The organism is Sphingomonas phoenicis (genome assembly GCF_047238005.1).
Classification (GTDB): domain Bacteria; phylum Pseudomonadota; class Alphaproteobacteria; order Sphingomonadales; family Sphingomonadaceae; genus Sphingomonas.
The window spans coordinates 3,039,046-3,059,903 of record NZ_JBDFMC010000002.1 but is presented as its reverse complement, the minus strand read 5'-3'; the positions used below and the strand labels follow the sequence as shown (position 1 = coordinate 3,059,903).

General features: G+C 68.4%; 21 protein-coding genes and 1 pseudogene. 13 read left to right on the top strand and 9 right to left on the bottom strand.

All coding sequences use genetic code 11. From position 1 onward, the window contains the following. Positions 1-12: 12 nt before the first annotated feature. From trmB to ABC319_RS15520, 4 genes are read left to right on the top strand one after another with little or no spacing between them, the layout of a single operon-like run. Entirely contained in the window at positions 13-693 is a 681-nt protein-coding gene (gene trmB, locus ABC319_RS15535) for a tRNA (guanosine(46)-N7)-methyltransferase TrmB (protein ID WP_413071090.1), read from the top strand. Positions 694-703: 10 nt separating this feature from the next. Then, positions 704-1,156, top strand: a complete 453-nt coding sequence (locus ABC319_RS15530; RefSeq protein ID WP_413071089.1) for a DUF2721 domain-containing protein — start codon at positions 704-706, stop codon at positions 1,154-1,156. Further along, positions 1,153-1,560 (top strand): DUF4345 domain-containing protein, encoded by a 408-nt coding sequence (locus ABC319_RS15525; RefSeq protein ID WP_413071088.1) that lies wholly within the window; start codon positions 1,153-1,155, stop codon positions 1,558-1,560. The genes ABC319_RS15530 and ABC319_RS15525 overlap by 4 nt, the downstream gene beginning before the upstream one ends. 52 nt (positions 1,561-1,612) lie before the next feature. After that, on the top strand, positions 1,613-2,878 hold the full coding sequence (locus tag ABC319_RS15520; RefSeq protein WP_413071087.1) for an MBL fold metallo-hydrolase: 1,266 nt from the start codon (positions 1,613-1,615) through the stop codon (positions 2,876-2,878). A 76-nt stretch (positions 2,879-2,954) separates the two neighbouring features. Here ABC319_RS15520 and ABC319_RS15515 read toward each other — a convergent pair whose 3' ends face one another. After that, positions 2,955-3,773: a ferredoxin--NADP reductase gene (locus ABC319_RS15515; RefSeq protein ID WP_413071086.1), complete on the bottom strand. Its 819-nt coding sequence runs from the start codon at positions 3,771-3,773 to the stop codon at positions 2,955-2,957. 134 nt (positions 3,774-3,907) lie between these two features. On the opposite strand from ABC319_RS15515, the gene uvrB reads away from it, so the two are divergent. After that, entirely contained in the window at positions 3,908-6,106 is a 2,199-nt protein-coding gene (gene uvrB / locus ABC319_RS15510; protein WP_413071085.1) for an excinuclease ABC subunit UvrB, read from the top strand. Positions 6,107-6,201: 95 nt separating this feature from the next. On the opposite strand, the gene ABC319_RS15505 is transcribed toward uvrB, so the two are convergent. Beyond that, the gene (locus ABC319_RS15505; RefSeq protein ID WP_413071084.1) at positions 6,202-6,663 is read right to left on the bottom strand and encodes a DUF3597 domain-containing protein; all 462 of its coding nucleotides are present in this window, start codon (positions 6,661-6,663) and stop codon (positions 6,202-6,204) included. 16 nt (positions 6,664-6,679) lie between these two features. Then, on the bottom strand, positions 6,680-7,051 hold the full coding sequence (locus tag ABC319_RS15500; RefSeq protein ID WP_413071083.1) for a PRC-barrel domain-containing protein: 372 nt from the start codon (positions 7,049-7,051) through the stop codon (positions 6,680-6,682). 101 nt (positions 7,052-7,152) lie between these two features. Here ABC319_RS15500 and ABC319_RS15495 point away from each other — a divergent pair, with 101 nt between their 5' ends. Both ABC319_RS15495 and ABC319_RS15490 read left to right on the top strand, forming a co-directional pair. Further along, positions 7,153-7,716: a hypothetical protein gene (locus ABC319_RS15495; protein WP_413071082.1), complete on the top strand. Its 564-nt coding sequence runs from the start codon at positions 7,153-7,155 to the stop codon at positions 7,714-7,716. Positions 7,717-8,142: 426 nt separating this feature from the next. After that, positions 8,143-9,372: an ABC transporter permease gene (locus tag ABC319_RS15490; protein ID WP_413071081.1), complete on the top strand. Its 1,230-nt coding sequence runs from the start codon at positions 8,143-8,145 to the stop codon at positions 9,370-9,372. 3 nt (positions 9,373-9,375) lie between these two features. Here the strand turns inward: ABC319_RS15490 and ABC319_RS15485 are convergent, their stop codons facing one another. The 4 genes from ABC319_RS15485 to ABC319_RS15470 all read right to left on the bottom strand — a co-directional run bounded on the left by ABC319_RS15485 (position 9,376) and on the right by ABC319_RS15470 (position 12,972). Further along, positions 9,376-9,792 carry a DUF2501 domain-containing protein gene (locus ABC319_RS15485; protein WP_413071080.1) on the bottom strand — a complete coding sequence of 139 codons (417 nt, stop codon included), beginning with the start codon at positions 9,790-9,792 and terminating at the stop codon, positions 9,376-9,378. Positions 9,793-9,856: 64 nt separating this feature from the next. Next, entirely contained in the window at positions 9,857-10,687 is an 831-nt protein-coding gene (locus tag ABC319_RS15480) for a hypothetical protein (RefSeq protein WP_413071079.1), read from the bottom strand. Between the two features lie 16 nt (positions 10,688-10,703). After that, positions 10,704-11,423: a hypothetical protein gene (locus ABC319_RS15475; protein WP_413071078.1), complete on the bottom strand. Its 720-nt coding sequence runs from the start codon at positions 11,421-11,423 to the stop codon at positions 10,704-10,706. A gap of 28 nt (positions 11,424-11,451) precedes the next feature. Further along, the gene (locus ABC319_RS15470) at positions 11,452-12,972 is read right to left on the bottom strand and encodes a fumarate hydratase (RefSeq protein ID WP_413071077.1); all 1,521 of its coding nucleotides are present in this window, start codon (positions 12,970-12,972) and stop codon (positions 11,452-11,454) included. A 192-nt stretch (positions 12,973-13,164) separates the two neighbouring features. On the opposite strand from ABC319_RS15470, the gene ABC319_RS15465 reads away from it, so the two are divergent. Next, positions 13,165-15,735 carry an EAL domain-containing protein gene (locus tag ABC319_RS15465; RefSeq protein ID WP_413071723.1) on the top strand — a complete coding sequence of 857 codons (2,571 nt, stop codon included), beginning with the start codon at positions 13,165-13,167 and terminating at the stop codon, positions 15,733-15,735. Between the two features lie 65 nt (positions 15,736-15,800). Beyond that, entirely contained in the window at positions 15,801-16,094 is a 294-nt protein-coding gene (locus ABC319_RS15460) for a DUF6894 family protein (RefSeq protein ID WP_413071076.1), read from the top strand. Between the two features lie 63 nt (positions 16,095-16,157). Here the strand turns inward: ABC319_RS15460 and ABC319_RS15455 are convergent, their stop codons facing one another. Further along, the gene (locus tag ABC319_RS15455; protein ID WP_413071075.1) at positions 16,158-16,997 is read right to left on the bottom strand and encodes a hypothetical protein; all 840 of its coding nucleotides are present in this window, start codon (positions 16,995-16,997) and stop codon (positions 16,158-16,160) included. Positions 16,998-17,264: 267 nt separating this feature from the next. On the opposite strand from ABC319_RS15455, the gene ABC319_RS15450 reads away from it, so the two are divergent. The 4 genes and pseudogenes from ABC319_RS15450 to ABC319_RS15435 all read left to right on the top strand — a co-directional run. Further along, complete coding sequence (locus ABC319_RS15450; protein ID WP_413071074.1) at positions 17,265-17,423, top strand: Flp family type IVb pilin; 159 nt, start codon at positions 17,265-17,267, stop codon at positions 17,421-17,423. 84 nt (positions 17,424-17,507) lie between these two features. Beyond that, on the top strand, positions 17,508-17,945 hold the full coding sequence (locus ABC319_RS15445; RefSeq protein ID WP_413071073.1) for an HNH endonuclease: 438 nt from the start codon (positions 17,508-17,510) through the stop codon (positions 17,943-17,945). Between the two features lie 382 nt (positions 17,946-18,327). Next, positions 18,328-20,199, top strand: coding sequence for a ribonucleoside-diphosphate reductase subunit alpha (locus ABC319_RS15440; protein WP_413071722.1), 1,872 nt, complete (start codon positions 18,328-18,330; stop codon positions 20,197-20,199). A 119-nt stretch (positions 20,200-20,318) separates the two neighbouring features. Then, positions 20,319-20,519 (top strand): annotated as a pseudogene (locus ABC319_RS15435) (DUF559 domain-containing protein); the annotation flags it as partial. A 77-nt stretch (positions 20,520-20,596) separates the two neighbouring features. Here ABC319_RS15435 and ABC319_RS15430 read toward each other — a convergent pair. Then, positions 20,597-20,848 carry a DUF2171 domain-containing protein gene (locus ABC319_RS15430; protein ID WP_413071072.1) on the bottom strand — a complete coding sequence of 84 codons (252 nt, stop codon included), beginning with the start codon at positions 20,846-20,848 and terminating at the stop codon, positions 20,597-20,599. Positions 20,849-20,858: the final 10 nt, after the last annotated feature.

Genomic DNA, 20,858 nt, shown 5'->3' with positions numbered 1-20,858 from the left:
TACAGGCGCGCGATGAACGACCCGATGAAGATCCGCCGCCTCTATGGTCGCAGCCAGGGGCACAAGCTGCGTACCGGGCAGGCCGCGCTGGTCGAGGACATGCTGCCCCGCGTCTCGGTACCCGAGCACGGTCCGCTCGACGCTCCGACGCTGTTCGGCGACGATCGTCCCTTGCAGGTCGAGATCGGCTTCGGCGCGGGCGAGCATCTCGCCGGACAGGCCGCCGCCCACCCCGATGCGGGGTTCATCGGGTGCGAGCCCTTCCTGAACGGCGTCGTCGGCGCGCTGAACCACATCCGCGACGGCGACCTGGCGAACGTCCGCCTGCACATGGGCGACGCGCTGGAGGTGATCGAGCGGCTGCCCGATGCCAGCCTGTCGCGCGTCTACCTGCTCCATCCCGATCCCTGGCGGAAGGCGCGCCATGCCAAGCGGCGGATGATGAACCACGGTCCGATGGATCTGATCGCCGCCAAGCTGAAGCCGGGTGCCGAGTTCCGCCTCGGCACGGACGATCCCACCTACTGCCGCTGGTCGATGATGGTGATGAACCAGCGGTCCGATTTCGAATGGCTGGCGCGATCGGCACCGGACTTCCTGGTGCGGCCGGACGACTGGCCCGAAACCCGTTACGAGCGCAAGGCGCGTCGCAAGGGGCACGAGGTCTGGTATTTCCGCTATCGCCGACGCTAAGGAGGGATACATGCTCCAGCTGTTCCCCGGCATCACCACGGTCGCGCAGACGATCACGCTGGCGCTGTCGCCGATCTTCATGCTCACCGCGATCGGGCAATTGCTGAACGTGCTGGCCGGTCGTCTCAGCCGGGTGGTCGACCGGGTCCGCGCATTGGAACTGCTGCATGCCAATGCCACGGGCAAGGAGCTGGAGCGCCACATCTGGGAATTGCGGCGGCTGGACCGGCGCATCTCGATCATCAACGCCTCGCTGTTTCTCGCCGTGTCCAGCGCGGTAATGACCGCGATCGTCGTCGCCAGCCTGTTCGTCGCGACCCTTGCCAAGCTGCACCTGGCCAGTGCGGTGGCGGTGGCGTTCATCCTGTCGATGCTGCTGCTGATCGCCTCGCTGGTCGGCTTCATGATCGAGGTGCGCGTGTCGCTGCGCGCGATACACGTCCGCAAGGACCTGCTGGGATGAAGGGCCGGCGCGCACTTCAGCTCGCGATCGCCGTGGCATGCCTGCTGCCGCTGGTGGTCGGCGGCAGGGGCATCCTCCATGGCCCGGCCGCCTTCGGGCTCGCCGGCGACGTACCGCGCGATCTGGACAGCCACTTCCGCTACATTTCCGGCATCTTCTTCGCGACGGGGCTCGGCTTCCTGTCGTGCATCCCGGCGATCGAGCGGCGCGGCGCCCGTTTCCGCCTGCTGGGCGGGCTGATCGTCGTCGGCGGCCTGTCGCGCGGCGTGTCGCTGCTGGCGGTCGGCGCACCCTCGACCGGGCATCTGCTGGGCCTCGTCATGGAAACGGTGGTCGTGCCGCTCCTGATGCTGTGGCAGTGGCGCGTCGAGCAGGCATGGAGGCGGCCACGCCGCCGCGATTGAACATCCGCGATTAACTTGCGTTGTTGGCCTCCTTGCACCCCGAGGAAGCAACGTGGCCGCCATCGCTCGCTCTGCCGGCAAACTGCTCCTCTGGCTGACCGTGGTCGCCTCGCTGGCGGTAACGGTCATCCCCCGCTTCCTCGACCGTCGCTATTATGACGGGCCGGACAGCGACCATTATGACGGCGACCGCTTCCGCAATCCCGATGGCGACGCGGATACCGCCGCGCCGCCCGGCGGCGGCAGCCGCGCCGGCTTCCTCTGGCGCAATCTGACGGGCGACGACGGTCGTCCCGTCTGGCCCGACACGGTGGCTGTCCGCGCGGCCCGGCCGGCCGAGCTGCTCGACCGCGCGCCGGTACCCATCGTCATCGCCCCCGCCACGCCAGACGAGGCGCTGGCGACACCGATGCGCGCCACCTGGATCGGCCACGCCAGCGTGCTGGTGCAGACCCCCGACCTCAACATCCTGACCGATCCGGTATGGAGTGAGCGCACCGGCCCGTTCGGCCTTGGCCCGCACCGCGTCGCCCGGCCGGGCATCGCGTTCGACACCCTGCCACGCATCGACCTGGTCCTGCTCAGCCACAATCATTACGATCATCTCGACCTGCCGACGCTGAAGCGGTTATGGGCACGCGACCGGCCGCTGATCGTCACCAGCCTGGGCAACGACGCCATCCTGCGCAGTGCCGGCATCCCCGCCCAGGCCGCCGACTGGCATCATGCGGTAACGGTCGAGGGGCGCCCCCGCGTCGCCCGCGACCGGTTCTGGAGCCGGCCGGTCCGCGTCCACGTCACCCGCAACCATCACTGGGGCAGCCGCTGGTTCACCGATCGCAATCGCGCGCTGTGGAGCAGCTTCGTCGTGACCCTGCCGGGCGGCAACCTGTTCTTCGCCGGCGACACCGGCCTGGGCGACGGCCGCTGGCCGGCGGAAGCGGCGGCGCTCGGCCCGATTCGACTGGCGCTGATCCCGATCGGTGCGTTTCGCTTCGTCCGTGGCCAGATGTCGAGCGGCAGCCATATCGGCCCGGCGCAGGCGGTGCAGGTTTTTGCCGGCCTGAACGCCGCAACCGCGATCCCCATCCACTGGGGCACCTTCCGCCTGTCCTATGAGGGGTATCGTACCCCGGCCCGGCTGCTCCGCGCCGCCATGGCCTGCTCGTCGATCGCCGGTCGCCGCTTCGCCGCCGTCGCGATCGGCCGTCCCGTCGACGTACCGCCGATCGGTGCCGCCGCACCGGCGACCGCTCCGATCGATGCCAGGCGCCTGGAACGCTGCATCGACACGCCTGCCAATCGCGCCGCACAATAACCGCCGCCGTTCGACAACCTGCCGTCAGCTTATCCTTCGCAGCCCCGCATCGTGGCGGTGCGAAGGGAATGGTTGGTCAGCCGACGAACGCGCGCTCGATCACGAAGGTACCGGGATTGGCGTTCGATCCCTCGACGAAGCCCTTCGCCTCCAGCAGGTGCGCGAAGTCGCGGATCATCTCGGTCGATCCGCACAACATCACCCGGTCCGTCTCCGGATCCAGCGCCCCGGCGCCGGAAAGGCCGGCGAACAGCGTCCCGTCGTCGATCAGCGCGCCGATCCGGGCAGTGTTGCGGAACGGCTCTCGCGTCACGGTCGGGACGTAGTGGAACTGCGCCGCCGCCTCGTCCGCGACCAGCGGATCCTCGGCCAGCCGGCCGTCCATCTCGTCCTGATAGGCGAGGTCGCTGACCCGGCGTACGCTGTGCACCACGATCACCTGGTCATACGCGCTGTACACGTCGGGATCGCGCATCAGGCTCAGGAACGGCGCCAGTCCGGTACCGGTCGACAGCATGAACAGCCGCTTGCCGCCCAACAACGCGTCCAGCACCAGCGTACCGGTCGGCTTCTTGCCCAGATAGATGTCGTCGCCCGGCTGGATCAGCTGCAGCCGGCTGGTCAGCGGGCCGTCCTCCACCTTGATCGACAGGAACTCCAGTTCCTCCGCATAATGCGGGCTGGCGATCGAATAGGCGCGGACCAGCGGTTTCTTCTCGCCCGCCAACCCGATCATCACGAACTCGCCCGACCGGAACCGGAAGCTCGCCGGCCGCTCGATCGCAAACGAGAACAGATGCTCGTTCCAGTGGCGCACCCACAGCACCTTCGCGGTCAGGAAGGCGGGGTTCTCGGGGAGCAGCGCGGGCGCGCGGGTGTCGGTGGCGACGGTCATCAAATTTCCCGGTGTCTTGCGAACCTCGCGCAATAAGAACCGGGCAGCGGGGGGTCAACCATAGGTCTGCTTGGGTGCCCTAAGGATCACCGTCGACGTTGCCTGTTCCTTTCCCGTTCCCCATATTCGCGCGCATGGCCATCCAGATCCGCACCAACCTCGCCGAACCGGAAACCGGCGAGGAGTTCGTCCCCCACCGCCCTGCCCGACCGCCCAAGGTGGAAGGCGGCAGGCGGTTCGAACTGGTCAGCGAATATACCCCCTCCGGCGACCAGCCGACCGCGATCGCCGAACTCGTCGCCTCGACGAAGGAGGGAGAGAAGGATCAGGTGCTGCTGGGCGTGACCGGTTCCGGCAAGACCTTCACCATGGCCAAGGTGATCGAGGAGATGCAGCGCCCGGCGCTGATCCTGGCCCCCAACAAGATCTTGGCGGCGCAGCTGTACGGCGAGTTCAAGTCCTTCTTCCCGAACAACGCGGTCGAGTATTTCGTCAGCTATTACGACTATTACCAGCCGGAGGCGTACGTCCCCCGCTCGGACACGTACATCGAGAAGGAATCGTCGATCAACGAGGCGATCGACCGGATGCGCCACTCGGCCACCCGCTCGCTGCTGGAACGCGACGACGTCATCATCGTCGCCAGCGTGTCGTGCCTGTACGGCATCGGCTCGGTCGAGACCTACTCGGCAATGATCTTCGACCTGAAGAAGGGCCAGAGCGTCGACCAGCGCGAGATCGTCCGCAAGCTCGTCGCGCTCCAGTACAAGCGCAACGACGCCGCCTTCGTCCGCGGGAATTTCCGCGTGAAGGGCGACAATCTCGAGATATTCCCGTCCCACTACGAGGATTCGGCGTGGCGCGTCTCGTTCTTCGGCGACGAGATCGAGGAGATCGTCGAGTTCGATCCGCTGACCGGCAGCAAGGTCGCCAGCCTCAATTCGATCCGCATCTACGCCAATTCGCACTACGTCACCCCCGGCCCGACGATGAAGCAGGCGACCGAGGCGATCCGCCACGAACTGACCGAGCGGCTGAAGGAGCTGGAGGCGGAGGGCAAGCTGATCGAGCATCAGCGGCTGGAACAGCGCACCAACTTCGACCTAGAGATGATCGCGGCGACCGGCAGCTGCAACGGCATCGAGAACTACAGCCGCTTCCTGACCGGCCGCCTGCCCGGCGAGCCGCCGCCCACGCTGTTCGAGTATCTGCCGGAAAACGCGATGCTCTTCGTCGACGAGAGCCACCAGACGATCGGCCAGATCAACGGCATGTCGCGCGGCGACCATCGGCGCAAGATCACGCTGGCCGAGTACGGCTTCCGCCTGCCCTCCGCGATCGACAACCGCCCGTTGCGCTTCAACGAGTGGGACGCGATGCGCCCGCAGACGGTCTGCGTCTCCGCGACGCCGGGCCCGTGGGAAATGGAGCAGTCCGGCGGCGTCTTCGCCGAGCAGGTGATCCGCCCGACCGGGCTGATCGATCCGCCGATCGAGATCAAGCCGGTCGAGGAGCAGGTGCAGGACCTGATCGTCGAATGCCGCAAGACGACCGAGGCCGGTTACCGCACCCTCGTCACCACGCTGACCAAGCGGATGGCCGAGGATCTGACCGAATATATGCACGAGGCGGGGATCAAGGTCCGCTACATGCACTCGGACGTCGAGACGCTTGAGCGTATCGAGCTGATCCGCGACCTCAGGCTGGGCGTGTACGACGTGCTGATCGGCATCAACCTGCTGCGCGAGGGGCTCGACATTCCCGAATGCGGGCTGGTGGCGATCCTCGACGCCGACAAGGAGGGATTCCTACGCTCCGAGACCTCGCTGATCCAGACGATCGGCCGCGCCGCCCGCAACGTCGACGGGCGCGTGATCCTGTATGCCGACCGCATCACCGGATCGATGGAGCGGGCGATGAACGAGACGTCGCGTCGCCGCGAGAAGCAGGAGGCATACAACACCGAACACGGCATCACGCCCACGACGATCCGCCGCAACATCGGCGACATCATCGCGCATGTCGCATCGAAGGATCAGGTGACGGTCGATATCGGTGACGATCGCCCGCACATGGTCGGCCACAACCTGCGCGCCTATATCGAGGACCTCGAAAAGAAGATGCGCAAGGCCGCCGCCGACCTGGAATTCGAGGAAGCTGGCCGCCTGCGCGACGAGATCCGCCAGCTCGAGAACGAGGAGCTCGGCCTGCCCGTCGAACAGCACAAGGCCCCGATCATGGGCCGCAGCAACGAAGGCAAGCCGGGGACGCGCAAGACGCGCTACGGCAAGGAATCGAAGATGCGCATGGGCGGTCGCCGCGGGGGGCGGTAGCATGGCCGTCCGGGCCGCCGACGGTAGGTGATATGTCTACGAACGTCGGAAAAGGGGGCGACGCGCCGGGACGATCCCGCGCGCCGCCCGACGCGTCAGTCCTTCAATCCCGCCGGTACCGTTCCGCCGTTCTTCTCCAGCTCGCGCATCACCGCCTTGTGCAGCCAGATGTTCATCTCGGCCGATCCGTCCTTCGCTCCCGAATAGCCCAGCTCGGTCGCCAGCTCCTTGCGATTGTCGAGCGAGGAGTCGAGGTCGAGCAGCTTCATCAGGTCGACGATCGATGTCCGCCAGTTCAGGTCGGGATTGCCCTTGCGCTGTGCGATGCCGGTCAGCACCTGCTCGACGTCGACCGCCTGCGCCGGCGCGGCGGGCGCCGGCTGGGCGGGGATCGTCGCCGGCCGCTCGTTGGCCGTCGTCGGTGGATGCGCCGCGGGTGGCGGGGACGCCGGGGCCTGTGCGGGCGCCGGCGCAGGCTTGGCGCCGCCACCGAACTGACCGCCCAACGGGCCGTGTTCGCCGAAGATGGCGGTCTTGATCTTGCCGAAGATGCTCATGTCGTCTCTCCTTGGTTCAGCCCGCCGCCAGGTTTTCGCTGGCCGACCCGTAATAGCTCGCGACCCGGTCGGCATAGGCCTGATCGAACACCGGCGCGTTGTTCGACCAGCTCGGCCCGCCTTCCAGCAGGCGGCGGTCAACGGTGATGACGTACAGGTCGCGCACCGGATCGAACTGGAGGAGCGCGAACGGCACCGGGTAGAAGCTCTTGCCCATGCCCAGGAAGCCGCCCAGCGACAGCACCGCGTGCGTGACCCGGCCCGAGCCCTTGTGGGCCATGAAGGAATAGACCGATCCCACCGCATCGCCATCGCGGCTTTCCACCTTGATGGTGTGCGCGACGTTCGACTGGGCGAGGATCTGGGTTGGTGCTTGTTCGGTGGACATTCGGTGCTCCCGTTGCTGCCGGTCGAACCGGCGGCGCGGTCCACCGGTTCCATCGCGCCGACGGGTTGAGCCGGGCGGCACCGCGCCCTAAGCCCCCGACCATGGCCTCTCCCCTTCCGCTCCACCGTCCCCTCGCCGCGCCTGCCACGATCGGCATCGCCCTGGCGGTACTGGCAGGCTGCGTTCCCGCCGCGACGCCGCCGGCTCCCGCGCCCGCGCCGACCCCCGTCGCTGTCGCCCTGCCGCCGCCACCACCGCTGGCGAGCGACTGGCGCGACTGGCCGCGCACGCCGGGGAACTGGTCCTATGCCCGTCCCGGGGGTGCCGGCATCGCCCGCTACGCCACCGCGGACGGCCGCCCGCTCGTCACCGTCTCGTGCGACCGCCCCGGGCGCCGCCTGATCCTGACCCGGCCGTCGCCCGCCGCCGCCACGGCACTCACCGTCCGCACCACCAGCACGGTCCGGTCGCTGCCCGTGCAGGCCCGCGCGCCCGCCGATGCGGCACCGCTGGTGATGCTCGACGCGGTGCTGGGGGCGGACGACCGCCTGCTCGACGCGATGGCCTTCAGCCGCGGCACCTTCACGCTCGAACAGGCCGGCCAGCCGCCGCTGGTCCTGCCGTCATGGGCGGAGGTAGGCCGGGTGATCGAGGATTGCCGCTAGGCCGGGCGAAAGCGGCGCAGCGGCGGAGTGTCGATCAACTTCGCCCGCAATACAAGTCTTGTAACCACCCCCGTGATCGCACACATTGCTGGTGTCGCCGGTAACCGGCGGCATTTGGCTATCAACAAGCGAAAGGAGGTGATCCGATGTCTCATGGTTCAGCAGTGGGGTCGGTTCAGTTCGTTCGGGGGACTGGCCTCTAGGATCCGATCGGCGGCGTCGGGGGGTATCCTCCCCCAATCAACGACGTGGCCGGGATCGAAGAGGCCTCATGGTCTCCCGGGCTGGAGCTCTCCGGCCGCTGACCATGTTTAGGGGTTGTCGGGTCGTCGGGAGACGCCCGGCAACCTCTTCTCATTTCTGCGATCCGTCATGCGCCCGCGCCGCCGGCGGGATGGATCGTTATCCGGGGGAAGCAACGGAACGATGCTGACGGCGCACGAACGCCTGCTCGCCCGCCGCTATCTGCTGCCGGGTCCCGGCGGACGACTGATGCTGCTGGTCGCCGCGATCGGGTGTGCCGGCGTCGCCATCGGCGTCGCGTCGTTGATCCTCGTCATCGCTTTCATGAACGGCGCGGAGGCGCGGCTGGCGAGGCAGGTCGCATCGATCGACGGGCATCTGGCGGTCACGCGCGCCGGGCACGACCTGCCCGACTGGCGCCGCCTCGCGACCCGTATCGCCACCGTCCCCGGCGTCGCCCGCGCCACCCCCGCGCTCGTGCAATCCAGCCTCGTCACCGCGGCCGGCCGCGTTCAGCCCGCCGAGTTGCAGGGCCTGCGCGCCGCCGACATCGCGCACCTGCCCGCGCTGCACGGCGACGGCGCCATGGTGTCCGGTCGTCTCCCCGCGAAGGGCGATGTCGCGATCGGCATCGGCATGGCGGAACGGCTGGGGGTCATCACCGGTGACCCGCTGGCGGTGACCACCGCGGTTGCCGCCGACGATGGCGGTCTGGAGGTCCGCACCACCGCGCTGACCGTCGCCGGCATCTTCCGCACCGATCATGCCGATATCGACGGCCGCCGCGTCGTGCTGCCGATCGACGACATGCAGCGGCTGTTCGCCCGCGGTGACGTGGCGTCGCGGATCGACGTGGTCGCGACCGACGAACGCGCCGTCGGATCGCTCGCCGCCGCCCTCCGCAGCCGGCTGGGGCCGGGTGTCACCGTGCACGACTGGCGCGAGCTCAACGCCGCGCTGGTCGGCGCGCTGGCGCAGGAAAGGGTCGCGATGGCCGCGATCGTCTCGATGGTCACCGCGATCGCGCTCGGCAACATCCTCTCCTCGCTAGGCATGCTCGTGCGGTTCAAGGTGCGCGAGATCGCGATCATGCGGACGATGGGCGCCAGCGCCGCGTCGATGGCAAGCGTCTTCGTCGCGGTCGGGCTGGCGATCGGGCTGGCGGGCGAGGCCATGGGTCTTGCCATCGGCCTCGGGCTGAAGGCGGCGAAGGACCCGCTCGTCGCCGCGCTCCGCCCGTGGCTGGGCGGCACGCCCGAATACGACGTCTTTCTCGACCTGCCGCTCAGCATTTCGCCGCTGGCCATCGCCACCATCCTGGCCGCGGTGACGGCCGGGGCGATCCTCGCCACGTTGATCCCCGCCCGCCGCGCCGCGCAGATCGATCCGGCGCTGGTGCTGCGCTACGGCTGACGGTTACAGGAAGGAGCGCGCCCGGCTCAACACCAGGCTGCACACCTGGTTCTTCACCTGCCCGCGCAGCGAGCCCAGCGACAGCGCCTCGCCATTCGGCGTCTGCACCTGCCCTGCCTGCCCCGCCATGTAGCCGGGCGACGTCGTCACATCCTTCTTGCCGGCCAGTCGCCCCAGCACGCCTGCCGCGCCGGTCGACGCGCCGCTGGCGCCGAGCAGCTTGTTCTTGACGCAATAGCCCAGCAGGCCGGCTGCGTTGCCCGCCCCGATCGACCCGATCGACGGCATCGCCCCGCCCAGCAGGCCACCCGCCTGGCCCAGCAACCCGCCGCCCTGCGACGCGGCGGCACCGCCCGTCGATTGGGCGCCGGCGGCGACGGGACTGGATAGCAGCAGAAGCGCGATTGCGACCGATTTCATGACGTTGACTCCATGGTATCCGATCGCAACGACCGGCACGCTTGCGCCGTTCCTCTGCCCGCCGCTACCCGACCCGCCGCCCCCTGCCGCCACCCGTCCCCAGCGCGACCAGCGCCAGCACGTAACCCAGCACGCCGCTGGCCCCGTATCCCAGCACCGGCGTCGGATAAGATCCCAGCAGCGCCGCCGCCAGCAACCCCGCCCAGATCGCGACGAACGCCGCCGCCGGACGCGTGGCACCACCCGCCGCCAGCCGCCACAGGCCGGGCGCGACCATCGCCGCGGCACCGACGATCAGCAGCGCGGTCCGCATTCCGTGCCCGGCGGCGGCCGCCAGTACGCCCTCGACGAACGGCGCGGGCGCCAGCGGATCGGCGAGGCGCAGCGTTCGGGCGAAGCCGGCGCTGGCCAGCAGCGCCAGCGCGATCGCCACCGCATCCCGGCGCATCGCCGCGATCACCACCAGCGCCGCCGCCAGCGCTCCGGCGGTTCCCCGATCCGGCGCCAGCGCCAGCCCGGCAACGGCCATCGCCACGCCCAGCGCCGCCGCCATTCCGCCGCGCCGGGAGAAGGCGACGACCAGCGGCGGCACCAGGATCAGCCCCGGCTGCAAGCGTACCGGCCCCACCGCCACCCACCGCGCGATCCCGTCGACGCGGATGCCGACCAGCGCCGTCGCCAGCACGGCGAGACCGGCCAGGATCATCGCGGCGCCCTGCCCCCGCCGCCCGGCCAGCCACCGACCTGCCGTCAGTCCTGCCACAGCAGCCACGGCGTTGACCATCGGATAGGTCGCCGGCGCATCGGCGGCGATCAGGTGGACGCAGCCGATCCCCACCGCCGCCATCGTCCAGCCTGCCGGCTCCTGCCACGCACGGTTCCGCGTCAACGCCACTGGAACTCTCCGCCGCTCACTGTGCCAACAGCGCGTCCACCGACCCGCCGTTCCGGCGCAATGCCGTCGCCACGCGCCGACGCCCCTCGTAATAGGCCAGGACGGGCGCATCGGGGTCCGCGGCCCGGATGCGGGCCTCGTCGCCGGGATCGATGCTGGTCTCCTGCGCGACATGATCGGCATAGCCCTCGCGCTTCCACAGCGGCATCATCGCATAGTGCAGCTCGCCGAACCGACCGGCCACCAGCCGGTGGGTCATCTCGTGCGCGATCGTGCCCGACAGGGTGCGCACGCCACCGATCGCGGCGCCGTTCGTCACCCGGTCCCGCCCGACATCGCTCCGGTTGAAGATCAGCGCATCGGAGAACGGCCGGCGCAGCGCGATCGCACCGCGGCTGCCGATCGCCAGCACCTGCCAGCGCCAGCCGCCATCGGTCAGCACCACCTGCCGCGTCAGCCCGGGCCGCCACAGCGGACTGGCGGCGAGCAGGGTATCCGCGCGGGCCAGCACCATCGCCATGCGCGGGTCGAGCGACCGTTCCGACAGGATCGTCGTCGCGCCGATCTGCGCGCGGTACGGGAAGGCCAGCGCCGCCGGCACGCGTATCAGGACGACAGCGGGGATCAGCAGCGCCGCCGCCGCTACGGCACCCCGCCGCCCGAACAACCACCCCCGCCGGTCCGACCACCACGCCCTGCCCATCTCCGCCTCCCCATCGTCGCGCCGGCCGATCATGGCAGGTCCGGCGGGTGGAACAAGGCGGTCAGGCCGGCTGAAGCAGCCCTTCGCGCGCGATCTTCTCACGCCATACCAGCGGTGCCAGCTTGTGGACATTCTGTCCCTCGGCATCCACCGCGACGGTCACCGGGAAATCGCTGACCTCGAACTCGTAGATCGCCTCCATCCCCAGATCCTCGAACCCGACGACCTTTGATCCCTTGATCGCCCGCGCCACCAGATAGGCCGCGCCGCCCACCGCCATCAGGTACGCGCTCTTCGCCTCTGCGATCGCCGCCGTCGCGTCCGGGCCGCGCTCGGCCTTGCCGACCATCGCCAGCAGGCCCTGGTCCAGCATCATGCGCGTGAACTTGTCCATCCGCGTCGCCGTGGTCGGGCCGGCGGGGCCGACCACTTCCTCGCCGACCGGGTCGACCGGCCCGACATAATAGATCACGCGCCCCCTGAAGCTGACCGGCAGCTCCTCGCCCTTCGCCAGCATGTCGGCGATCCGCTTGTGCGCGGCGTCCCGCCCGGTCAGCATCTTGCCGTTCAGCAGCAACCGGTCGCCATGTTTCCAGCTCTGCACCACCTCCGGCGTCAGCGTGTCCAGGTCGACGCGGATCGCCGCCTGGTCGGGCTTCCAGTCGACCTGCGGCCAGTCGGCCAGCTTCGGCGCCTCCAGATAAGCGGGGCCGCTGCCGTCCAGCGTGAAGTGGGCATGGCGGGTCGCGGCGCAATTGGGGATCATCGCCACCGGCTTCGACGCGGCATGGGTCGGCCAGTCCAGGATCTTGACGTCCAGGATCGTCGACAGCCCGCCCAAGCCCTGCGCGCCGATGCCCAGCGCGTTCACCTTGTCCATCAGCTCGATGCGCAGCGCCTCGATATCGTTCCTGGGGCCGCGCGCCTTCAGCTGCCCCATGTCGATCGCGCCCATCAGCGATTCCTTGGCGAGCAGCATCGCCTTCTCCGCGGTGCCGCCGATGCCGATGCCCAGCATGCCCGGCGGGCACCAGCCGGCACCCATCTGCGGGATCATCTCCAGCACCCAGTCGACGATCGAATCGCTGGGGTTCATCATCTTGAACTTCGACTTGTTCTCCGACCCGCCGCCCTTGGCCGCGACGTCGACCGACACAGTGCTGCCCGGCACCATCTCGACATGGAGGACGCTCGGCGTATTGTCGCGCGTGTTGCGGCGGGTGAAGGCGGGGTCGGCCAGGATCGATGCGCGCAGCTTGTTCTCGGGATGCAGGTATGCCCGGCGCACCCCCTCGTCGATCACCTCCTGCAACGACCGGTCGCCCGACAGCCGGCAATCCTGCCCCCATTTGACGAAGACGGTGACGATCCCGGTATCCTGGCAGATCGGCCGGTGCCCCTCGGCGCACATGCGGCTGTTGGTCAGGATCTGCGCGATCGCGTCCTTGGCCGCCGGGCTCTGCTCGGCCTCGTACGCCTCGCCCAGCGCGCGGATGTAATCCATCGGGTGATAGTAGCTGATGAACTGCAGCGCGTCGGCGACGCTTTCGATCAGGTCGGTGTCGTTGATGGTCGTGCTCATGGGCGAACGCTTTGCGCCAGCCCCTGCCGCAAGGCAACATCCGGCCTCCCTTCCAGCATTGGCTCCGAAACGGACCCTAACGCGGCATTCACCAGTTGTGCTGGCGCGATCGTAAACCCGTCGATCCTACGTCCATCGACCATGCATCGCCGCGCCTCCACTTCATCCGACCAGGATCGCCCCACCGTGGCGATGTTGCTGGGCATCGCCGACGATCCGCAGGACACCGCCGGCCGATCGCTCGACCAGCTGGAACAGGTCGCCGCGGCATGGCCGATGGCGGCGGGGGTCCAGAGCGTGGCGGTCGCGGCCGCCATCATCGCGACCCGCGGCGCGTGGATCACGCTGGCGCTCGCCCTGCTGCTGGCCGGCGGCACCGCCGCGACGATGCTGGTCGTCCGCCGGCCGGTGTTCGGCTGGCCGCCCTATGCCCGCGCCCGTTTCCTCGCCGCCACCTCGGCGGCGATCGCGGCGACGCTGCTGCCGCTAATCTGGAGCACCGCCTCCGCCCCCGCGCATCCGGTGCAGCTCGGCTCGATCGTCATGCTCGCGGGCGCACTCGGCCTGTCCGGGCTTGCCGTCCATTCGGTCCGCGCCGCCATCCTCAGCTTCGGCGCCGGCCTGGTCGTCGCGATGGCGGTCCTCGTCTATGCGCCGCTGGTCATCGTCGAGGCTTCGGTGCTGCTCGGCGCGCTGGGCCTCGCCACGCTGCGGCTGGCGCACCACGACCGCGCCGCCACCATCGCGCTCGCCCGCAAGGCGGACGAGGGGCGCCACGCGGTCAAGATGATCGCCGAGTTCGAGGGTCAGGGCACCGGCTGGTTCTGGGAGGCGGATCGCCACGGCCGCGTGACCTATCTCTCGGCCAAGGTCGCCGAGCAGATCGCGGCGGCCGACGCCCCGCCGGTCGGCCGCCTGCTGACCGACATCTTCCGCATGGATTCGGCCGCGCCCGGTACCGAGCGGACACTGGCGTTCCACCTGTCGTCGCGCACCTCCTTCTCCGACTATTCGATCTGCGCCGCGACCGACCGCGAGGGTGCGCGCTGGTGGTCGATCTCGGGCCGGCCGGTGGTCGACGAGCTGGGCCGTTTCCAGGGCTTCATCGGCTCGGGCGCTGACCTGACCGAGAAGCGCAAGTCCGAGGCGGAGATCACCCGCCTCGCCCTGTTCGACGGGCTGACCGGCCTCGCCAATCGCCAGCGCATGCGCCTGTCGCTCGACAAGACGCTGGCGCAGGCCGCCGGCCAGCATCGCCCGACCAGCCTGTTCCTGATGGATCTCGACCGGTTCAAGGCGGTCAACGACACGCTCGGCCACCAGGCCGGCGACTCGCTGCTGAAGACGGTCGCGCAGCGGCTGGAGCGCGTGGTCGGCGCCGCGGGGCTGGTCGGCCGGCTGGGCGGCGACGAGTTTCAGGTTCTCCTCCCCGGCACCGACGGGCGCGAGGGGCTGGCGACGCTGGCCCGCGCGCTGATCGACGCCCTGTCCCAACCCTATCTGATCGGCGGCACCCAGGTCAGCATCGGCTGCTCCATCGGCATCGCCATCGCGCCGCACGACGGCGAGGATGCCGAAACGCTGATCCGCAACGCCGACCTCGCGCTCTATGCCGCCAAGGGCGACGGCCGCGGCCTGCACCGCTTCTATGCCGAGGAGATGCTGGCCGGCGCCCGCCATCGCCAGCAGCTGGAGGACGACCTGCGCGCCGCGCTCGGCGCCGGCGACTTCCACCTCTGCTATCAGCCGGTGGTCGGCACCGCCGATGCGCGGATCGTCGGGTACGAGGCGCTGGTGCGGTGGGAGCATCCGGTTCGCGGCCTCGTCTCCCCGTCGGAATTCGTCCCCGTTGCCGAGGAATGCGGGATGATCGAGGCGCTGGGGGAATGGGTGATGCGCACCGCCTGCGAGGAGGCGGTGCGCTGGCCCGGCGGCGTGCGCGTCGCCGTCAACCTCTCGCCCGTGCAGTTCGCCAACCCGCAGCTACCCGGCATCGTCGCCAGCGCGCTGGCGCATTCCGGCCTCGCCCCGCACCGGCTGGAGCTGGAGATCACCGAGGGCGTGTTCCTGAACGACACCATCGCCACCGACCAGATGTTCCGTGCGCTGAAGGGGCTGGGCGTCCGTCTCGCGCTCGACGATTTCGGCACCGGCTATTCCTCGCTCGGCTATCTGCGCACCGCGCCGTTCGACAAGATCAAGATCGACCAGTCCTTCGTCCGCGGCATCGCCCAGCCGGGCAACCGCAACGCCGCGATCATCCGCGCGATCGTCACCCTCGCCGACACGCTCGGCATGGAAACCACCGCCGAGGGGGTGGAGGTGCAGGACGAGATCGACCTGGTCCGCGAACTGGGATGCAGCCACATCCAGGGCTATGTCTATGGCCGCCCCACTCGGGCCGAACAGATCGTCGGCCGGCTTTCCAGGGGCGATGTCCATGCCGAGCCGATCGGCTTCCGCGTCAGCCGCGCGCCGCGCACGCGCATGCTCCGCTCCGCCCGCATCGTCGCCAACGGGCGCCAGGGCGACGTGCGCATCCGCGACATCTCGTCCACCGGCGCGATGATCGACGGCACGAAGCTCGACGCCGGATCGGTCGGCATCGACCTGTTGATCGAGCTGGTCGAGGACCGGATGATCGCCGCCCAGGTCCGCTGGGCGCAGGACGGCCGCGCCGGCCTCCGCTTTGCCGAATCGATCGACGTCGCCAGCATCGCCGCGCCGCCGGTCCCCTCGCGCATCGCCCGCCGCGCCGGATAGCGCACCATCGGGCTCCGTCCCGTCCTTCCCGCTCCACCGCGCCGGTAACGCAGGATAATTTGGCCGTGACCTTCGCGACCAAGTCTGCGACGGGCCGGACCGACGGAGGATCGACGATGGCCCGCTATTTCTTCAATCTCCACGAGTGCGGCACCGTCTCCGACGATCCCGAAGGCATGGAACGCGCCGATCTGGACCATGTCCGCCAGGAAGCGCTGCGCGCCGCGCGCGAGGTGATGTGCGCCGAGGTGAACGAGGGCCGCCTCTGCCTGTCCTGCCACATCGAGGTGAAGGACGAGGACGGCGCCGTCGTCCTGCTCCTTCCCTTTTCGGAGGCGCTGACGATCACCGGCCTCTGACGCCCGGCACGGCCTGCGTCCCCGGCCCGGCCGCACCGCCAGCCGGCGGACGGCACCCGGCGCTCAGCGCGCCTCTTCTTTCCCGCCACCACCACCACCACCGCCGCGCTGATGCGCGATGGAGCTGACCATCTGCTGCACCTGCAGCCTGGCCGACTGGTTCTGGTCGCCATGATACAGCGCATACAGCAGCGACCGGTCGAACGCCGTCCGCCCCGCCACCATCGATCTGCCCGCATCGCGATCGGCGAAGAGCGACAGCGCGCTGGACGCGGGCGGATAGGTATCGCTCAGCTTGGGATTGGCCAGCGCGACCATCGCTACATAATCGCCCAGCTGGTTCCAGCTGATCCCCTGCAACTGGCCGACATCGATCACGATATAGGTTGCCAGCTTGTCGATCCGCGTCGCCGACGCCAGCCGCCACATCCCGTTCCCCAACGCGATGCTGCGCGTGGCGCTGAACCATCGCACCGGCCGCGGCTGGCGCAACTCGGTCAGCAGCGAACGCGGCGGCACGCCGTTCGCCGGGTCGCCGATCAACAGCCAGTGCTCGTCGATGATGTAGTCGATGTAGGCGGCCGGATCCGCCGGTGCCAGCACGACCACGTTCGCCTGGCACTTCCCGTCGCTGACCCGCACTCCCGCCTCGCGCGCGACGTCGGCGATCTTCGTCGACAGGACCTTGGCGTATCGCGGCACCAGCCCCCGCACGTCGATGCACAGCCGATCGCGAAAACGGGGGATCACGCCGTACGATCCGGGCCGGGCGATGGTGGTGGCCAGCGCACGGATCTGCTCGCGGCTGCGTCCCTCGACCTCGACCGTGTCGGTCCCCGTCTGCTGGGCCGCCACCGGCGCGACCGCCATCGACAAGGCCGCCGCGGCAATCCCCTTCATCATGACGCCCGCTCCCGCCGATCATCGCAGGCGAACCATGATGCCAGCCCTGACCGGCCGGTCAAGCAGTGACCCTGCAGGGATCGGCCCGGGCGCGTCATGCCCCGTCGAGCCCTGTCTGCCGACCCCGGCCCTCGCATGCCCCACCGGGACCGAAGCCGGCATCGGCCCGGTCCCAGCCAGACCGGAAAGTCCGCAACGATGCGAGCATCGCGTTGTTAACGAACTGTTTGTCCCCTTCTGCCAGTGCTTGATCGAAGGAGACATGACATGCTTTTCATCAAGGCCTTGCGCGACCGGCGCGGTGCTACTGCGATCGAATACGGCCTGATCGCCGCCCTCATCGCCGTCGCGGCGATCAGCGCCATGTCGCGGCTGGGTACCAAGCTCGGCTCCACCTTCAACATGGTCTCCTCCAACATGAAGTGATCGCTGCTTCATGCTTGGGGGTGTCTGGCCGGCTCTCTCACAGGATTGAGGTAGTATACCTGCCAACAGGACACGCGTACCCGTATGAGGATGCGTGGAATTAAAGATGTTGGGGCCACTTCGGCGGACCGCCTACTTGCGTCCGGTAAGCCGGTTTTAACTGGGTGCAGATACACAGTCCGCGTGTCAGCGAAAGCGCAAAAGGCCAACCAGCTTCGTGCACTACGGTGGGCGCAGGGTTCGATCTGCGCTGGATGCGGAAAGCCCGTCCCGAGTGCCAAGGGCCTTAAACCCTACTATCCTCAGTATCCGTCGTTCGATCATGTCGTTCCGCAAAGCCATGGCGGGATGCGCACTCTCGACAATGGGATTCTCAAGCACCAACGCTGCAATCAGAACCGCGGCAACAGCCTGCCGACGGGTTGCGATCTGGTTTGGCAGACGGTGGTGAGGGCTCGGCTCGCCAACCGGCCAAAAAGCTTCAAGCCGACGTTCAAGGGTGGCGTGCCCAACAACATTTAGCCGCCGGGCACACCAAGTACCATAGCGCCTTTTTATTTCACGTTCCCCAAAGGTTCTCTTGCGATCCGCGGAGGCCGCAGGGAAGCTTGCGTCGCTGCCCCGCGGCATGCGGTGTTCGGCGACGCCGCCGGGCGTGATCGGAAATATGCGCTTGCTCCGCCCCGTCTAATGCACAATCAGTAGCGTCAGGGATCGGCGACGAACCCAATAGATGGTGTGTTCGTTACGACATCGACGGGGAAGCGGGGCAGTGGCCCGGCACCGATGGTCTCCATTTGTTCTGCACGCGCCGGTGGTTGCGTGCTAAACCGGTGACAGACCCCGATTCGAACGAACTGGGAACGAAGGAGCGCGAGTGGCCATGGATTTCACGAACGATGCCATGACGGCCGACACGGTCGAGCCGACGGCGGCCGGAGCCCCGGCGAAGGACGCCCCGCTGGACAGCAAGTCGGTCGCGCCCCAGCCCTATGCGCTGGAGGTCGATCACTCGCGCGACGCGCTGCTGACCGATTTCGGCAAGGAGACGCTGAACGATCGCTACCTGCTGCCGGGCGAATCGTACCAGGATCTCTTCGTCCGCGTCGCCAGCGCCTATGCCGACGATGCCGCGCATGCGCAGCGCATCTACGACTATATCTCGCGCCTGTGGTTCATGCCCGCCACGCCGGTGCTGTCGAACGGCGGCACCGGCCGCGGCCTGCCGATCAGCTGCTATCTGAACTCGGTGCCCGACAGCCTGAACGGCATCGTCGATACCTGGAACGAGAATGTCTGGCTCGCCTCGCGCGGCGGCGGCATCGGCACCTATTGGGGCAATGTCCGCGGGATCGGCGAGCCGGTCGGCCTGAACGGCAAGACCTCGGGCATCATCCCGTTCGTGCGGGTCATGGATTCGCTGACGCTCGCGATTTCGCAGGGGTCGCTGCGCCGCGGCTCGGCCGCCTGCTATCTCGACATCTCGCATCCCGAGATCGAGGAGTTCCTCGAGATCCGGAAGCCCTCGGGCGATTTCAACCGCAAGGCCTTGAACCTGCACCACGGCGTCCTGATCCCCGATGCCTTCATGGAGGCGGTGCGCGACGGCGCCGAGTGGATCCTGCGCAGCCCCAAGGACCAGTCGGAGCGCGGCCGCGTCGATGCGCGCGCGCTGTTCCAGAAGCTGGTCGAGACCCGGTTGGCGACCGGCGAGCCCTATATCGTCTTCGCCGACCATGTGAATTCGACGATGCCGGCGCACCACCGCCAGCTGGGGCTGAAGGTGTCGACCTCGAACCTGTGCTCGGAGATCACGCTGCCCACCGGCAAGGATCATCTGGGCAACGATCGCACCGCCGTCTGCTGCCTGTCCTCGCTCAACCTCGAGACGTGGGACCAGTGGAAGGACGAGAAGGGCTTCGTCGAGGACGTGATGCGCTTCCTCGACAACGTCCTCCAGGATTATATCGACCGGCACGAACCCGGCATGGAGCGCGCCGCCTATTCCGCCGCGCGCGAGCGGTCGGTCGGCCTGGGCGTCATGGGCTTCCACTCGTTCCTCCAGGCGCGCGGTCTCGCGTTCGAGGGGGCGATGGCCAAGTCGTGGAACCTGCGCATCTTCAGGCAGATCAACGCGCAGGTGAACGAGGCGTCGATGCAGCTCGCCGTCGAGCGCGGGCCCTGCCCCGATGCGGCCGATGTCGGCGTGATGGAGCGGTTCAGCTGCAAGATGGCGATCGCGCCGACCGCGTCGATCAGCATCATCTGCGGCGGCACCAGCGCGTGTATCGAGCCGATCCCGGCCAATATCTACACCCACAAGACGCTGTCGGGCAGCTTTTCGGTCAAGAACCCCTATCTGGAAAAGCTGCTGAACGAGAAGTCGAAGAACACCGACGCGGTGTGGAACTCGATGCTCGAGAATGGCGGCTCGGTCCAGCACCTCGACTTCCTCAGCCAGGAGGAGAAGGACTGCTACAAGACCAGCTTCGAGATCGACCAGCGCTGGCTCCTCGAACTCGCCGGCGATCGCACGCCCTATATCGATCAGGCGCAGTCGCTGAACCTGTTCATCCCGGCCGATGTCGAGAAGTGGGACCTGCTGATGCTCCACTTCCGCGCGTGGGAGCTGGGCATCAAGTCGCTCTATTACCTCCGCTCGAAGTCGGTGCAGCGCGCCGGTTTCGCCGGCGGGGTCGAGAACGACAACACGATCGAGAAGCCGAAGTTCGAGCTGGAAAGCACGGACTACGACGAGTGCCTGGCCTGTCAGTAAGATGGGTGAAGAGCGTTCCCCGGATCCCTCTCTCCATGCGGGGGAGAAAGGAGCCCGCGCCGCGCCGCCGCGTGCGGGAGTGACGGGGAACGCGGGCGGCCCGGCCGGTCGCCGACTGTTGCTCGCATGGCGGCCGTCTGATCGTTGACGGAGACGATCATGCCCTGCGTATCGTTGCCGACGCCACCCGCCCCCGCTTCCTGCAACACGAAGGTTACCGCGTGATCCGCTTCGCCGATCCGGACGTCATGGAGAACATCGACGGCATCGCAACGGCGATCGCGTCGGAGCGTCGACCAATGCAAAAGGGCCGCCCGTGACGGACGGCCCCCTCACTCTCCCGCTGCCTGCGACAGCGGGCACCTCCCTCTCCCTCAAGGGGAGAGGGGAGCCGGTGTCACTCCGCCTCTTCGAACAGGTCGACGGCGTTCTGTCCGGTCGCGCTCAGCCGCACCGTGTCGCCTTCCACCTCGGCCACCAGGCCCAGCGGCAGGTAATGATGCTTCTGCCCCTGCCCGTCCTCGGTCGAGGGCGAGTCGTTCTTGGTCAGCTTGATGCGGTCGCCGTCGACATGGTCGACTGTGCCGACATGCACGCCGTCCGCGCCGATCACCTCGGCATGTTCCTTGATCTGGGTGGCATCGACCATCGTCATTCTC

What these genes read in the sequence shown, in the direction of transcription:
- ABC319_RS15495 (WP_413071082.1), top strand. Translation starts at nt 7,153, where the DNA reads ATGGCCTCTCCCCTTCCGCTCCACCGTCCCCTCGCCGCGCCTGCCACG.
- ABC319_RS15505 (WP_413071084.1), bottom strand. Translation starts at nt 6,663, where the DNA reads ATGAGCATCTTCGGCAAGATCAAGACCGCCATCTTCGGCGAACACGGC.
- ABC319_RS15470 (WP_413071077.1), bottom strand. Translation starts at nt 12,972, where the DNA reads ATGAGCACGACCATCAACGACACCGACCTGATCGAAAGCGTCGCCGAC.
- ABC319_RS15500 (WP_413071083.1), bottom strand. Translation starts at nt 7,051, where the DNA reads ATGTCCACCGAACAAGCACCAACCCAGATCCTCGCCCAGTCGAACGTC.
- ABC319_RS15515 (WP_413071086.1), bottom strand. Translation starts at nt 3,773, where the DNA reads ATGACCGTCGCCACCGACACCCGCGCGCCCGCGCTGCTCCCCGAGAAC.
- ABC319_RS15475 (WP_413071078.1), bottom strand. Translation starts at nt 11,423, where the DNA reads ATGATCGGCCGGCGCGACGATGGGGAGGCGGAGATGGGCAGGGCGTGG.
- ABC319_RS15485 (WP_413071080.1), bottom strand. Translation starts at nt 9,792, where the DNA reads ATGAAATCGGTCGCAATCGCGCTTCTGCTGCTATCCAGTCCCGTCGCC.
- ABC319_RS15450 (WP_413071074.1), top strand. Translation starts at nt 17,265, where the DNA reads ATGCTTTTCATCAAGGCCTTGCGCGACCGGCGCGGTGCTACTGCGATC.
- ABC319_RS15525 (WP_413071088.1), top strand. Translation starts at nt 1,153, where the DNA reads ATGAAGGGCCGGCGCGCACTTCAGCTCGCGATCGCCGTGGCATGCCTG.
- ABC319_RS15445 (WP_413071073.1), top strand. Translation starts at nt 17,508, where the DNA reads ATGAGGATGCGTGGAATTAAAGATGTTGGGGCCACTTCGGCGGACCGC.
- ABC319_RS15455 (WP_413071075.1), bottom strand. Translation starts at nt 16,997, where the DNA reads ATGATGAAGGGGATTGCCGCGGCGGCCTTGTCGATGGCGGTCGCGCCG.
- trmB (WP_413071090.1), top strand. Translation starts at nt 13, where the DNA reads ATGAACGACCCGATGAAGATCCGCCGCCTCTATGGTCGCAGCCAGGGG.
- ABC319_RS15490 (WP_413071081.1), top strand. Translation starts at nt 8,143, where the DNA reads ATGCTGACGGCGCACGAACGCCTGCTCGCCCGCCGCTATCTGCTGCCG.
- ABC319_RS15430 (WP_413071072.1), bottom strand. Translation starts at nt 20,848, where the DNA reads ATGGTCGATGCCACCCAGATCAAGGAACATGCCGAGGTGATCGGCGCG.
- ABC319_RS15440 (WP_413071722.1), top strand. Translation starts at nt 18,328, where the DNA reads ATGACGGCCGACACGGTCGAGCCGACGGCGGCCGGAGCCCCGGCGAAG.
- ABC319_RS15465 (WP_413071723.1), top strand. Translation starts at nt 13,165, where the DNA reads ATGTTGCTGGGCATCGCCGACGATCCGCAGGACACCGCCGGCCGATCG.
- uvrB (WP_413071085.1), top strand. Translation starts at nt 3,908, where the DNA reads ATGGCCATCCAGATCCGCACCAACCTCGCCGAACCGGAAACCGGCGAG.
- ABC319_RS15530 (WP_413071089.1), top strand. Translation starts at nt 704, where the DNA reads ATGCTCCAGCTGTTCCCCGGCATCACCACGGTCGCGCAGACGATCACG.